This is a genomic window from Kitasatospora sp. NPDC096147 (assembly GCF_044763225.1).
Classification (GTDB): domain Bacteria; phylum Actinomycetota; class Actinomycetes; order Streptomycetales; family Streptomycetaceae; genus Kitasatospora.
The window spans coordinates 90,086-102,931 of record NZ_JBIWFX010000002.1 but is presented as its reverse complement, the minus strand read 5'-3'; the positions used below and the strand labels follow the sequence as shown (position 1 = coordinate 102,931).

The following is a 12,846-nucleotide window of genomic DNA, read 5'->3' as shown; positions in this document are numbered from 1 at the left end:
GCCGTCATGACCGGCCGAGCTGCTGGGTCCGGCTCCACGGGGTGATCTGCCTGGAGGTCTTGGGACACCTGAGCTCCGCGCTGCCCGATCCCAGCGCCTTCTTCGAGCGCGAACTCCAGCAGCTGTGCCGGGAGTTGGACATGCCCGCAGAGGCATAGGGGCTGCCGCGGGCATGTCCTGCCGCCCGGCTCAGAGCCGCCGGAGCCGGGCCACCGCCTCGGCGAGCACCTCGTCCTGCTTGCAGAACGCCCAGCGCACCTGGCTGCGGCCGGCCTCCGGGTCGTCGTAGAAGACCGCGTTCGGGATGGCGACGACGCCGCAGCGCTCGGGGAGCTTGCGGCAGAACTCCAGGCCGTCCGTCTCGCCGAGTGGGGTGATGTCGGTGGTGATGAAGTACGTGCCCTGCGGGAGGTGCACCTCGAAGCCGGCCGCCGCCAGGCCGTCGGCGAGCAGGTCGCGCTTGCGCAGCAGGTCGGCACGGAAGCCGTCGAAGTAGCCGTCGGGCAGGCGGAGGGCGTCGGCGATCGCGTACTGGAAGGGGCCGGCGCTGACGAAGGTGAGGTACTGCTTGGCGGTGCGGACGGCGGCCACCAGCTCGGGGGAGCCGGTCACCCAGCCGACCTTCCAGCCGGTGAAGGAGAAGGTCTTGCCGGCCGAGGAGATGGAGACGGTGCGCTCGCGCATGCCGGGCAGGGCGGCGATCGGGTGGTGGGTGGCGGGGCCGTAGACCAGGTGCTCGTAGACCTCGTCGGTGACCACCAGCAGGTCGCGCTCGACCGCGAGTTCGGCGATGGCGCGGAGCTCGTCGGGGGTCAGCACGGTGCCGGTGGGGTTGTGCGGGGTGTTGATCAGCAGCAGCCGGGTGCGCGGGGTGACCTTGGCCCGGAGCTCGTCCAGGTCCGGGCGGAAGGCCGGGGCGCGCAGGGTGAGCGGGACCCGGGTGGCACCGGCCATCGCGATGCAGGCGGCGTAGGAGTCGTAGAACGGCTCCATCGCGATCACCTCGTCGCCGGGCTCCAGCAGGGCGAGCAGCGAGGCGGCGATGGCCTCGGTGGCGCCGGCCGTGACCAGCACCTCGCGGTCGGGGTCGTAGGCGAGGCCGTAGTGGTGCCGCTGGTGCTCGGTGATCGCGTGGCGCAGCTCGGGGATACCGGGGCCGGGCGGGTACTGGTTGCCCCGGCCCTCGCGGACGGCGCGGATCGCCGCCTCGGCGATCTCGGCCGGGCCGTCGGTGTCGGGGAAGCCCTGGCCGAGGTTGATCGAACCGGTGGCGGTGGCCAGGGCGGACATCTCCGCGAAGATCGTCGTGCCCATGCCCGCCAGGCTGCGGTTCAGCAGCGGCCTCGTACCCATCGCGGTGCTCCTCACGGTTCGTCGGATCACGGACATCCTGGCGGGGCCGGTGAGGAGGGGCAAGGGGACGCCCTGCGGGGACGCCGAAGGCCCGCCTCCCGGGGGAGGCGGGCCTTCGCGCGGGCGTGTCAGCTCTCGTCGGTGGGCGCGGCGGCGTCGCCGCCCTCGCCCTCCTCGATGTCCTTCTGCAGGCCGAGGCGCTCGACGATCCACTGCTCGAAGCCGACCGCGGCCTGGGTCCAGTTGGCGGTGGTGGTGACGAAGTACTCCAGGTTGACGCCGGTGCCGACGATCATCTGGGACTCGCCGATCAGGCGGACCACGCCGTCCTCGTGGGTGTGGGTGTAGACCTTCGGCCAGAGGGTCTCGCGGTTCCACTCGTCGATCAGGTCGAGGATCTCGCCCTTGTCCTCGAGCGGGTAGGCCCGGTCGTAGAAGGCCCGGACCGCGAAGAGCTCCTTCTGCTCGCCGCGGAACATGTAGTAGACCCGGAAGCCCTCCCAGGGGGCGGTGAGGTCACCCTCCTCGTCCACCACGTGCTTGAGCTGCATCTGGTCCAGCAGCTGGCCGACCAGCGCCTGGTCCGGGACGACGATCGGCGGCGGGCCCTGCGGAGCCGGCTGGCCGCCACCCTGTGGGGTGCCGAAGGAGGGGATGGACGACGGGTCGATGCTCATCGGGGGTCCTTTTCTCAGTGCGGGGAGGTGGCAGGCACTGAGGGCCGCCCTTCCGTGACCCATCCTGCCTCATTCGCGGCCCGGGACACAGGGCCTACCCGGCCCGGGCCGCGAACGTCGCTACTCCCTGGGCGAACGCGGCCGGAGTGCCCCGGAGCTGCTCCGGCTCACTTCCGCAGCCCGGTGCCGGGGGTCTGCGCCCGGACGGTCAGCCGGTCGCCCGCCTCGTCCAGCTCGACCACCACGGCGTCGCCGTCGTGCACCTGGCCGGAGAGGATCGCCCGGGCCAGCTGGTCGCCGATCGCGGACTGCACCAGGCGGCGCAGCGGCCGGGCCCCGTAGGCCGGGTCGTAGCCGGTGAGCGCCAGCCAGTCGCGGGCCGCCGGGGTGACCTCCAGGGTGAGCCGGCGGTCGTGTAGCCGGGCGCCGAGCGCGGCGACCTGGAGGTCGACGATCCGGCTGAGCTCCGCGGTGCCCAGCGGGTCGAAGACCACGATGTCGTCGAGCCGGTTGAGGAACTCGGGCTTGAAGGCGGACCGGACGGTGTCCAGCACCAGCTGCTTCTTCCGGTCCTCCGGGGTAGCCGGGTCGACCAGGTACTGGCTGCCCAGGTTGGAGGTGAGGATCAGGATGGCGTTGCGGAAGTCCACCGTCCGGCCCTGACCGTCCGTCAGCCGGCCGTCGTCGAGCACCTGGAGCAGGACGTCGAAGACCTCGGGGTGGGCCTTCTCCACCTCGTCCAGCAGCACCACGCTGTACGGGCGGCGGCGGACCGCCTCGGTGAGCTGGCCGCCCTCCTCGTAGCCGACGTACCCGGGCGGGGCGCCGACCAGCCGGGAGACCGAGTGCTTCTCGCCGTACTCGCTCATGTCGATCCGGACCATGGCCCGCTCGTCGTCGAAGAGGAAGTCGGCCAGCGCCTTGGCCAGCTCGGTCTTGCCGACACCGGTCGGGCCGAGGAAGAGGAACGAGCCGGTCGGCCGGTCCGGGTCGGCGATCCCGGAGCGGGTGCGCCGCACGGCGTCCGAGACGGCGCCGACGGCCTCGCTCTGGCCGATCAGGCGTCGGCCCAACTCCTCCTCCATGCGCAGGAGTTTGGCGCTCTCGCCCTCCATCAGCCGGCCGGCCGGGATGCCCGTCCAGGAGGCCACCACGTCGGCCACGTCGTCCGGGCCGACCTCCTCCTTGACCATCGAGTCGGAGGCGTCCTCGTCCTTCGCGTGCTGCTGGGCCTCGGCCAGCTCCCGCTCGGCGGCCGGCACCTCGGCGTACATCAGCTTGGAGGCGCGCTCGAAGTCGCCGTCCCGCTGGGCGCGTTCGAGCGCGCCGTGCAGGTCGTCCAGGCGCTCCTTGAGCTCGCCGACCCGGTTGAGCGACTTCTTCTCCTGCTCCCAGCGGGCGTTGAGCGCGCTCAACTGCTCCTGCTTGTCGGCCAGATCGCGGCGCAGCCGCTCCAGCCGGTCCACCGAGGCCGGGTCGAACTCCTTCTCCAGCGCCAGCTCCTCCATCCGGAGCCGGTCGACGGAGCGCTGGAGCTGGTCGATCTCGACCGGGGAGGAGTCGATCTCCATCCGGAGCCGGGAGGCGGCCTCGTCCACCAGGTCGATGGCCTTGTCCGGCAGGAAGCGGGCGGTGATGTAGCGGTTGGACAGGGTGGCCGCGGCGACCAGCGCGGCGTCCGCGATCTGCACCTTGTGGTGCGCCTCGTACCGGCCCTTCAGGCCGCGCAGGATGGCGATGGTGTCCTCGACGCTCGGCTCGCCGACCAGCACCTGCTGGAAGCGGCGCTCCAGCGCCGGGTCCTTCTCGATCCGCTCGCGGTACTCGTCCAGCGTGGTGGCGCCGACCATCCGCAGCTCGCCGCGGGCCAGCATCGGCTTGAGCATGTTCCCCGCGTCCATCGCGGAGTCGCCGCCGGCACCCGCGCCGACCATGGTGTGCAGCTCGTCGATGAAGGTGACGACCTGCCCGTCGCTGGCCTTGATGTCGTTCAGGACGGCCTTCAGCCGCTCCTCGAACTCGCCCCGGTACTTGGCCCCGGCCACCATCGCGCCCAGGTCGAGCGAGACCAGCCGCTTGCCGCGCAGCGACTCGGGCACGTCGCCCGCCACGATCCGCTGGGCCAGGCCCTCGACCACGGCGGTCTTGCCGACGCCCGGGTCGCCGATCAGCACCGGGTTGTTCTTGGTGCGGCGGGACAGCACCTGGATCACCCGGCGGATCTCCTGGTCCCGGCCGATCACCGGGTCCAGCTTGCCGTCCCGGGCGGCCTGGGTGAGGTCGGTGCCGTACTTCTCCAGCGCCTTGTAGGTGCCCTCCGGGTCGGCCGAGGTGACCTTGGCCGAGCCGCGCACCTCCTTGAACGCGGCCAGCAGCGCCTTCGGGGTGGCGCCGTGGTCCTTCAGCAGCTCGGCCACCTGACCGCCCTCGGCGGCCAGGCCGACCAGCAGGTGCTCGGTGGAGAGGTACTGGTCGTCCAGGTCCTCGGCGCGCTTGCCGGCCTCGGTGAGCACCGCGAGGGTGTCGCGGGCCAGCTGCGGGGCCGAGACGGTGGAGCCCTGGGCGCTGGGCAGGGCGGTCGCCTGCCGCCTGGCGGCGGCCGTGACGGCGGTGACGTCCGCGCCGACCGCTTCGAGCAGCGGGCGGGCGATGCCCTCCGGCTGCTCCAGCAGGGCCAGCAGGATGTGCACCGGCTTGACGTCCGGGTTACCTGCGGCGCTGGCCTGGCGGATCGCGGCGGACAGGGCGTCCTGGGTCTTGCTGGTGAACTTGCTGGCGTCCACTACGGGCGGTCTCCTTCTATGACTGGGGTGGTGTTCGACAAGTTGAGTCTAGCGCGCTCAACCTTGGATCGGCCAGCATCCCGGGGTACTCCGTGCGGTCGGACGGCGGGCCGCGCCGGGTGCCGTCCGGCGCGGCCCGCCGTCACCGCTTCCGGGTGAGGCCGAGCAACTCGCGGGCCGGGCCGGCCGGGCGCTGGCCGGCCGGCCAGACGGCGCGGAGCGGCCGGTGCAGGTCGACCCCCTCGACCGGGACGGCGACCAGGCGGCCGGTGGCCAGCTCCTCGGTGACGGCCAGCTCGCTGAGGCAGACCGGCCCGGCGCCGGTCATCGCGGCGGCCTTGAGGGCGGTGGAGGAGGCCAGTTCGAGCCGGGGCGTGCCGGCCCCGCCGTAGGGGGCGAGCGCCAGCTCGAACACCTCCCGGGTGCCCGAGCCCGGCTCCCGCAGGACCAGCGGGGTGGCGGCCAGCTCGGCTCCGGTGAGCGGGGTCCGGCGGCGGGCCCAGGGGTGGCCGGGCGCGACCACCACCACCAGCCGGTCGGCGGCGACCACCGCGCCGTCCAGGCCGGCCGGGGTGGTCGGGCCCTCCACGAAGCCCAGGTCGGCGTCCCCGGCCAGCACGTGGGCGGCGACGTCGGCGGAGTTGGCGGTGCGCAGGGTGACGGAGGTGTCGGGGCTGGTCTGATGGAGCGCCAGCAGCCAGCCGGGCATCAGGTACTCGGCCACGGTGAGGCTGGCCACCACGGTCAGCCGGGCGTCGCGGTGCTCCCGCAGGGCCTCGATCCCGGCGTCCAGGGCCTCCGCCGCCTCGACCACGCCGCGGGCCCACTCGACCACCAGCCGCCCGGCCTCGGTGGGCCGCGAGCCGCGCGGTGAGCGCTCCAGCAGCGGCACCCCGATCTGCCGCTCCATGCCCTTGATCCGGGCACTGGCGGCGGGCTGGCTGACCCCGAGCTGGACGGCCGCCCGGCCGACGCTGCCGAGTCTGGCCACCGCCAGCAGCAGCTCCAGGGCGCCGAGCTCGGGGACACGCGGAGAGAGGGGCATAAGCCCAGCCTATGCCCCCATCGATCCGGCCGCGCTACCGGCCGAGGCGGCCCGGGCGCACGGTGGAGGCATGGCCACCGTCACCGCACCCCGCACCCTCGCCGCCTACCGGCTCGACCTCTCCCGGCTCGGCCCGAACTGGTACGCCGCCGTGATGGGCACCGCCATCGTGGCCAACGGTGCCGCCGCCCTGCCGGTCGCCGTCCCCGGTCTGATCGGCTTCGGCGAGGCGGTCTGGGCCCTCTCCGCGCTGGCCCTGCTGGCCCTGGTGGCCGGCCGGCTGGTGCACTTCACCAGGCACCGCGAGGCGGCCCGGGAGCAGCTGCTGGACAACCCGGCCACCGCGTTCTTCTACGGCTGCCCGCCGATGGCCCTGCTCGCGGTCGGCTACGGCACCGAGGTGCTGGGCGCCCGGCTGATCGGCAGTCAGGCGGCGCTCACCGCCGACCTGGTGCTCTGGACCCTCGGCACGGTCTACGCGGTGGTGGTGGCCTTCGGCATCCCGTACCTGATGATCACCCGGCACCGGCTGGACCCGCTGGCCGCCAACCCCACCTGGCTGCTGCCGGTGGTCGCGCCGATGGTCTCGGCCGCGCTCGGCCCGGTGCTGGTGCCGCACCTGCCCGAGGGGCTGCGGCCGGCCATGCTCTACGGCTGCTACGCGCTGTTCGGCGCCAGCCTGCTGGCCACCCTGGTGCTGCTGCCGGTGGTCTTCGCCGGGCTGGTGCACAGCAAGCTGCCCGCGCTGGTGCTGACCCCCTCGCTCTTCCTGGTGCTCGGCCCGCTCGGCCAGTCGGCCACCGCGGTGAACCAACTGGCCGACGCGGCCCGGGAGGTGGCACCCGAACTGGCCGCCGCCGCAGTCGGTTTCGCGGTCCTCTACGGCGTCTCGGCGATCGGCTTCGCGATGCTCTGGCTGGCCGTCGCACTGGCTGCCAACCTGCGGGCGCTGCGGGCCGAGATGCCGTTCGCGATGACCTGGTGGGCCTTCACCTTCCCGGTCGGCACGCTGGTCACCGGCGCTGCCGGGCTGGCCAGGCACACCGGTTTCGCCGGGTTCACCGGCCTGGCCGTGGCGCTCTACCTGCTGCTCCTGGCAGCCTGGTCGGTGGCCTCGGTGCGGACCCTGGCGGGGCTGCGCAGTGGTCGCCTGTTGGGACCCGCACGGTCCGCCTGATGAGACGGATCCGGCCCGGCCGGCCACCTCGCCGACGGTCCTGCCGACGGGCCGGACGGAGCGGCCCGGGCGGCGCCGGAATGCAAGTTCCTGCACTTGCGGGAACATGCAGCCGGAGGCCCCTTGTCCGCGTCCCCCCCTGCTGTGAAGGTTGGGTTCACGCCAAGGTCGTTCCGGGCAACCGCAGCCCGGGAGAGGCGACTTGTCCCACCACGGGGGAGGCCGGTGCGCTCGCGCGCCGGTCGATCGAGGTGGGGCCCCGGCCGGTACGCCATGTGTGGTGATGGCCCCGGTCCGGTGCCGGCGAGGCGTTGCTGCTCCGCCTCGACGGAGGTCCTCGGACCCTGGCGCGAGATCGACGGGTTCCCCGGGACGTGGCATCCCGGGGGACACGTCGGCCGCCGCCGCTGAGATCATGGGCCGGACGGTCAGCGGAGATCGGCGAGGAGGCGGGTGGGGATGGCTGAGGAGACGCCGGAGGACGGGTTCCCGGACGAGGCCGCCCAGCAGCTCTACCGCACCATCCTGACGGCCGGCGGCCGGGTCCCCTTCACGGCCGTACCGGAGTCCGAGCAGCCCGCCCTGGAGCAGTTGCTGCGCACCGGCCTGGTGATCCCCAACATCATGGACAAGGCGTACGTCGCGGTCAGCCCGCGCTCGGTGAGCGAGCGGATGAGCAGCGAACTGCGGGCCGACGCCACCCGACTGCTGCTCCAGGCCGAGCAGCTCCCGGACGCCCTGGGCAGCCTGACCCGCGCCTACGACGCCGTCCCGCGCGGTGCGACGGAGCCGGCGCCGCCGGCCCTGGTGGTGGGTCAGGACCGGATCCGGCACCGGATCGCCGAGCTGGTCTCCGAGTGCGCCGAGGGGGTGCTGGCGGCGCAGCCCGGTCCCCGTGACCCGCAGGGACTGGCGGTGGCCCGCCACCAGGACCTCGCGCTGCTGCGCCGGGGCGCCGGGCTCCGCAGCCTCTACCAGCCGATGACGACGACCGATCCGGTCGCGGTCGAGTACGCCAAGGCCCTCGCCGCCGAGGGTGGCGAGGTCCGGGTGCTGGACGAGCCGTACCAGCGGATGCTGATCATCGACCGCAAGGTGGCGGTGGTCCCGGCCGAGGCCGAGTACAACCGTGCGGCCTTCGTCACCGACCCGGCGGCGGTGGCCTTCCTGGTGGCGGTCTTCGAGCGGGACTGGGCCCGGGCCGAGATGGTCGACTGGGGCGGCGCCGCCGGTGATCCGCCGGTCCAGGCCGCGACCCGGCGGGTCGGGCGGCTGCTGGCGACCGGACTGACCCAGAAGGCGGTGGCCACCCGGTTGGGGCTGAGTGAGCGGACGGTGGCGGGGCACATCTCCCGGCTGCGGGAGCAGTACGGGGCGCAGACGCTGTTCCAGCTCGGCTGGCGGATGCGGGACCGCTCCGAGTAGGGCGACGGGCTGCGAAGGGGATGTTCGGATGGAAACCACGGCAGTGCCGGACGAGGCGGCACAGACGCTCTACCGAACCATCCTGGCGGCGGGGGGACGGATGCCGTTCGCTGCTCTGGCGGAGGACGAACGGACGCTGATGGAGCGGTTGTTGGGTGCCGGTCTGGTGGTGCCGGACGCCGCCTCCGCCAGTTACCAGGTGGTCAGTCCGCGCTCGGCGGGTGAGCGGCTCGGTGGTGAACTGCGGGCCGCCGCAACCCGGATGCTGCGGCAGGCCGATCAACTTCCGCGTGTGATGGGTGGGTTGGCACTGGCCTACGACGCGGTGCCACGTCCGGTCCTGGCGGCGGAGCAGGGCGCGGTGTTGGAGGGCCGGAGTGCGATCCGGCACCGGGTCGCGGAGCTGGTCGGGGACTCCCGGGAGGAGGTGCTGGCGGCCCAGCCCGGGGCACGGAAGCCGGAGACCCTGGCCCTCGCGCGACACCAGGACGGGCCGCTGCTGGCCAGGGGAGTGCGGTTGCGCACCGTCTACCAGCCGGTGGTGCTGTCCTCGCCCGAGACCGTCGAGCACTCGGCCCTGATGGCCGTGGCCGGGGCGCGGATCCGAGTCCTGGACGAGCCCTACCAGCGGATGGTGATCATCGACCGCAGGGTGGCCGTGGTTCCGACCAGCGCGGACAACGGCAAGGCCGCGTTCATCGCCGATCCGGCGGTGGTCGCTTTCCTGGTGGCGGTCTTCGAGCGGGACTGGGGGCGGGCGGAGGAGCCGGACTGGGGTGCCGTCAGCAGGTCGCCCCGGACCGGGGCGGCCACCCGGCGGGTCGGGCGGCTGCTGGCGACCGGGCTGACCCAGAAGGCGGTGGCCACCCGGTTGGGGCTGAGTGAGCGGACGGTGGCGGGGCACATCTCCCGGCTGCGGGAGCAGTACGGGGCGCAGACGCTGTTCCAGCTCGGCTGGCGGATGCGGGACCGCTCCGAGTAGGAGCGGCGTTCGCTGCCGGACCGGGTCCGCTGGGATCATGGCCGCGTCGGACGGTCGGGGAGGGAGGTGCGGTCGGGATGGCGGGTGGTGAGCTGCTCGACGGGGCTGCCCAGCGGCTCTACCGGGCGTTCCTGGCGGTCGGCGGACGGGTGCCGTTCGCGGACCTGGTCGAGTCCGAACGGCCCGCGCTGGAGCAGCTGCTGGCCGCCGGGCTGGTGCTCCCGGACGCCGTGGACCGGGCGTACGTGGCGGTGAGCCCCCGCTCGGTGGGCGATCGGATGGACCGGGAGCTGCGGGCGAGCGCCACGCGGATGCTCCGCCGGGCCGAGCAACTGCCGGATGCGATGGCCGCATTGACGCTGGCCTACGAAGCGGTGCCGCAGCCCGCCGCCCCGCCCGGCCCTGGTGGTGTGATCGAGGGGCAGAGCGCCATCCTGGAACGGATCTCCGAACTGGTCTCGGAGTGCCGCACGGAGGTGATGGCCGCCCAGCCGGGCCCCCGGGCGCCGGAGACCCTGGCCGCCTCCCGGCACCAGGACCTCGCACTGCTGGCCCGGGGGGTCCGGCTGCGCACGGTCTACCAGCCGGCGGTGCTGTCCTCGCCCGAGACCGTCGGGCACGCCGCACTGCTGACCGGGGCCGGGGCGCGGATCCGGGTGCTGGACGAGCCGTACCAGCGGATGCTGATCATCGACCGCAGGGTGGCCGTGGTGCCGGCCGGAGTCGGCCTGGGCCAGGCCGACTTCATCACCGATCCCTTGGTGGTGGCCTGCCTGATCGGGGTGTTCGAACGGGACTGGGAGCGGGCCGAGCAGGTGGCCTGGGTCGATCCGGCGCAGAGCGGGCCGCTCCCGGAGGCTGCCGGGTGGGTCGGGCGGCTGCTGGCGACCGGGCTGACGCAGAAGGCGGTGGCCTCGCGGCTAGGCCTGGGTGAGCGGACGGTGGCGGGGCACATCTCCCGGCTGCGCGAGCAGCACGGGGCACGGACGTCGTACCAGCTCGGCTGGCGGATGCGAGGAGAGCGTGATGCCTGAACTCCCGGACACCGAGGGAGAGTCGGAGGAGGTGGCGCTGCCGGACGAAGCCGAGCGGGCGCTCTACCTGGAGGTGCTGGCCAGTGGCGGCCGGGTGCCGCGCGGCACGTTCGGCGCGGCTGATCAGGCGGCGGTGGCCCGGCTGGTGGCGGGCGGGCTGCTGGCCGGAAGCCCGGACGGTCTGAGCTGGCTGGCGGTGGATCCGCGGTCGGTGAGTGCCCGGATCAGCGCGGGGCTCCGGTCGGCCGGTACCCGGAAGCTGCTGGAGGCCGAGCAACTCGGTGAGCAGTTGGCCGACTTCACCGCGGCCTTCGACGCCGCGCCGCGCCGATCGGTCCGCTCCGGAGTGGTCCGGCACGTTCACGACGCCCGGCAAGTGGTTGATCAGGCCAGGGAGTTGGAGGCGGCGGCGCGGGAGATCCTGACCGCCCAGTCCGGCGCCCCGCTGGCACCGGAGCAGCTGGCCGACTCCACCGCCCGGGCCCGGGCCTTCGTCGCCCGGGGCGGCACCGCCCGCGTGCTCTACGAGCCGGCCGCCCGGACCGACCCGGCCACCGTCGCGTACGCCCGCTCGTTGACCGAGCTGGGCATCGCGGTCCGGGTGCTGGGCGAGCCGTTCAAGCGGATCACGGTGTTCGACCGGACGGTGGCGGTGGTGCCGGCCGCCGCCGACCAGAGCAGCGCCGCCTTCGTGGAGGACCCGGCGGTGGTGGCCTTCCTGGTCGGGGGCTTCGAGCGGGACTGGCAGCGGGCCGAGCAGGTGGCCTGGGCGGGCGATCCGGCGGCCGAACCGGAGCGCCCGGTGGAGGAGCAGATCGGCCGGCTGCTGGCGGCCGGTCTCACCCAGCGCACCATCGCGCTGCGGCTCGGACTCAGCGAGCGGACGGTGGCCGGTCACCTCTCCCGGCTGCGCGAACTGCACGGGGCCGAGACGCTCTTCCAGCTAGGCTGGCGGATGCGCGAGGGCGACGGCTCGCAGTGACGGCCCGGGGGCCCGACGCAGTCCTTCGGGAGCGGCCGGCTTCCAGTTCCTGCACTTGCGCGAACCTGCATGCATGCAGGTCTTGCCCGGTCTACCGGGGCCTGTGAGGCTGAACCACGCCAAGGCCGACCGGGTGCGCACCATCCGGCGGAGACGACTTGGCCCGCCCCCGGGGGTGTGCCGGTGCCCCACGCACCGGTCTCGAACGGGCGGGCCGTGGCCGGGGTGCCGCTTGTGGTGAACGGCCCCCGGTGCGCGCTGCGGGACGTTGCTGCTCCGTCCCGCCGGAAGCCGTCCGGCCTGGTGTGATGTCGGCGGGCTTCCCGGGGTTCCCTACCCCGGGGGGCACGTCGGGCCGGGCCGCGCTGGGATCATGGCCGGAGCGGACCGGAACGTACGAGGAGGCACACGGTCATGGCCACGGTGACGCCGACCGGAGACGTCGGGCTGCTGGACGACGAGGCCCGTGAGCTCTACCTGGCCGTGCTCAGCGAGGGCGGCCGGCTGCCGATGGCCGATCTCTCCCGGGGATCGTCGCTGGACCGGCTGCTGGAGACCGGACTGGTCCGGGCGGACCGCCAGGCCGGTCACTACGTGGCCGAGAGCCCGCGCCTGGTCGGCGAGCGGATCAGCGCGGAGCTCTGCTCGGCCGCCGCCCGCCTGCTGCAACGGGTGGAGGAGCTGCCCGACGCGCTCGACGGGCTGACCCAGGCCTACGACTCGGTGCCCCGCCGCAGCGGCGAGCCCGAGCAGGCCGTCTACGTGGACGGCCTGGTGGGCATCCGGCAGCGGCTGGCCGAGCTGCTCTCCGAGTGCGAGGGCGAACTGCTCACCGCCCAGCCCGGCTCCCGTCCGGCGCAGGGCCTGCAGATGGCCGTCCGGCAGGACACCGCGCTGCGCCGCCGGGGGGTGCGGGTCCGCACCCTCTACCAACCGCTGGTGCTGGCCGAGCCGGCCACCCTGGAGTACGCCACGGCGCTCACCGACGAAGGGGCCGAACTCCGCCTGCTGGACGAGGACTTCCGCCGGGTGATGATCATCGACCGACGGATCGCGGTGGTCCCGGCCGCCGAGGACCTGACCCGGGCCGCGTTCGTCTCCGACCCGACGGTGGTCTCCTTCCTGCTCGCCGTCTACGAGCGGGACTGGGCCCGGGCCGAGGCGGTCGAGTGGTCCCGGCAGGGCACCGAGTCCGCAGCCGAGCAGGCACAGGACCGGATCGGCCGACTGCTCTCGACCGGGCTGACCCAGAAGGCGGTGGCCTCCCGGCTGGGCCTGAGCGAGCGGACGGTGGCCGGCCACATCTCCCGGCTGCGCGAGCGCTACGGCGCCCGGACGCTGTTCCAGCTGGGCTGGCGGATGCGGCGGCGGTGCGGGCATGAGTGAGC

General features: G+C 73.8%; 10 protein-coding genes. 6 read left to right on the top strand and 4 right to left on the bottom strand.

Annotation, left to right across the window (positions count from 1 at the left end; all coding sequences use genetic code 11):
- Positions 1–189 precede the first annotated feature (189 nt).
- The 4 genes from ACIRBX_RS05940 to ACIRBX_RS05925 form a co-directional block, all read right to left on the bottom strand.
- Entirely contained in the window at positions 190–1,353 is a 1,164-nt protein-coding gene (locus ACIRBX_RS05940; protein WP_402293984.1) for a pyridoxal phosphate-dependent aminotransferase, read from the bottom strand.
- 128 nt (positions 1,354–1,481) lie between these two features.
- Positions 1,482–2,030 carry a YbjN domain-containing protein gene (locus ACIRBX_RS05935; protein WP_402293983.1) on the bottom strand — a complete coding sequence of 183 codons (549 nt, stop codon included), beginning with the start codon at positions 2,028–2,030 and terminating at the stop codon, positions 1,482–1,484.
- A 167-nt stretch (positions 2,031–2,197) separates the two neighbouring features.
- Complete coding sequence (gene clpB, locus ACIRBX_RS05930) at positions 2,198–4,813, bottom strand: ATP-dependent chaperone ClpB (protein WP_402293982.1); 2,616 nt, start codon at positions 4,811–4,813, stop codon at positions 2,198–2,200.
- Positions 4,814–4,955: 142 nt separating this feature from the next.
- Positions 4,956–5,858 carry a LysR family transcriptional regulator gene (locus tag ACIRBX_RS05925; RefSeq protein WP_402293981.1) on the bottom strand — a complete coding sequence of 301 codons (903 nt, stop codon included), beginning with the start codon at positions 5,856–5,858 and terminating at the stop codon, positions 4,956–4,958.
- Between the two features lie 70 nt (positions 5,859–5,928).
- Between ACIRBX_RS05925 and ACIRBX_RS05920 the strand changes: the two genes are divergently transcribed.
- From ACIRBX_RS05920 to ACIRBX_RS05895, 6 genes are all read left to right on the top strand, one after another.
- Complete coding sequence (locus ACIRBX_RS05920) at positions 5,929–7,035, top strand: TDT family transporter (protein WP_402293980.1); 1,107 nt, start codon at positions 5,929–5,931, stop codon at positions 7,033–7,035.
- A 459-nt stretch (positions 7,036–7,494) separates the two neighbouring features.
- Positions 7,495–8,460: a LuxR C-terminal-related transcriptional regulator gene (locus tag ACIRBX_RS05915; protein ID WP_402293979.1), complete on the top strand. Its 966-nt coding sequence runs from the start codon at positions 7,495–7,497 to the stop codon at positions 8,458–8,460.
- A 28-nt stretch (positions 8,461–8,488) separates the two neighbouring features.
- On the top strand, positions 8,489–9,442 hold the full coding sequence (locus ACIRBX_RS05910; RefSeq protein WP_402293978.1) for a LuxR C-terminal-related transcriptional regulator: 954 nt from the start codon (positions 8,489–8,491) through the stop codon (positions 9,440–9,442).
- Between the two features lie 77 nt (positions 9,443–9,519).
- Entirely contained in the window at positions 9,520–10,476 is a 957-nt protein-coding gene (locus ACIRBX_RS05905; RefSeq protein WP_402293977.1) for a LuxR family transcriptional regulator, read from the top strand.
- Positions 10,469–11,458: a LuxR C-terminal-related transcriptional regulator gene (locus ACIRBX_RS05900; protein WP_402293976.1), complete on the top strand. Its 990-nt coding sequence runs from the start codon at positions 10,469–10,471 to the stop codon at positions 11,456–11,458. Before ACIRBX_RS05905 ends, ACIRBX_RS05900 begins: the two co-directional genes overlap by 8 nt.
- Before the next feature lie 414 nt (positions 11,459–11,872).
- On the top strand, positions 11,873–12,844 hold the full coding sequence (locus tag ACIRBX_RS05895; protein ID WP_402293975.1) for a LuxR C-terminal-related transcriptional regulator: 972 nt from the start codon (positions 11,873–11,875) through the stop codon (positions 12,842–12,844).
- Positions 12,845–12,846: the final 2 nt, after the last annotated feature.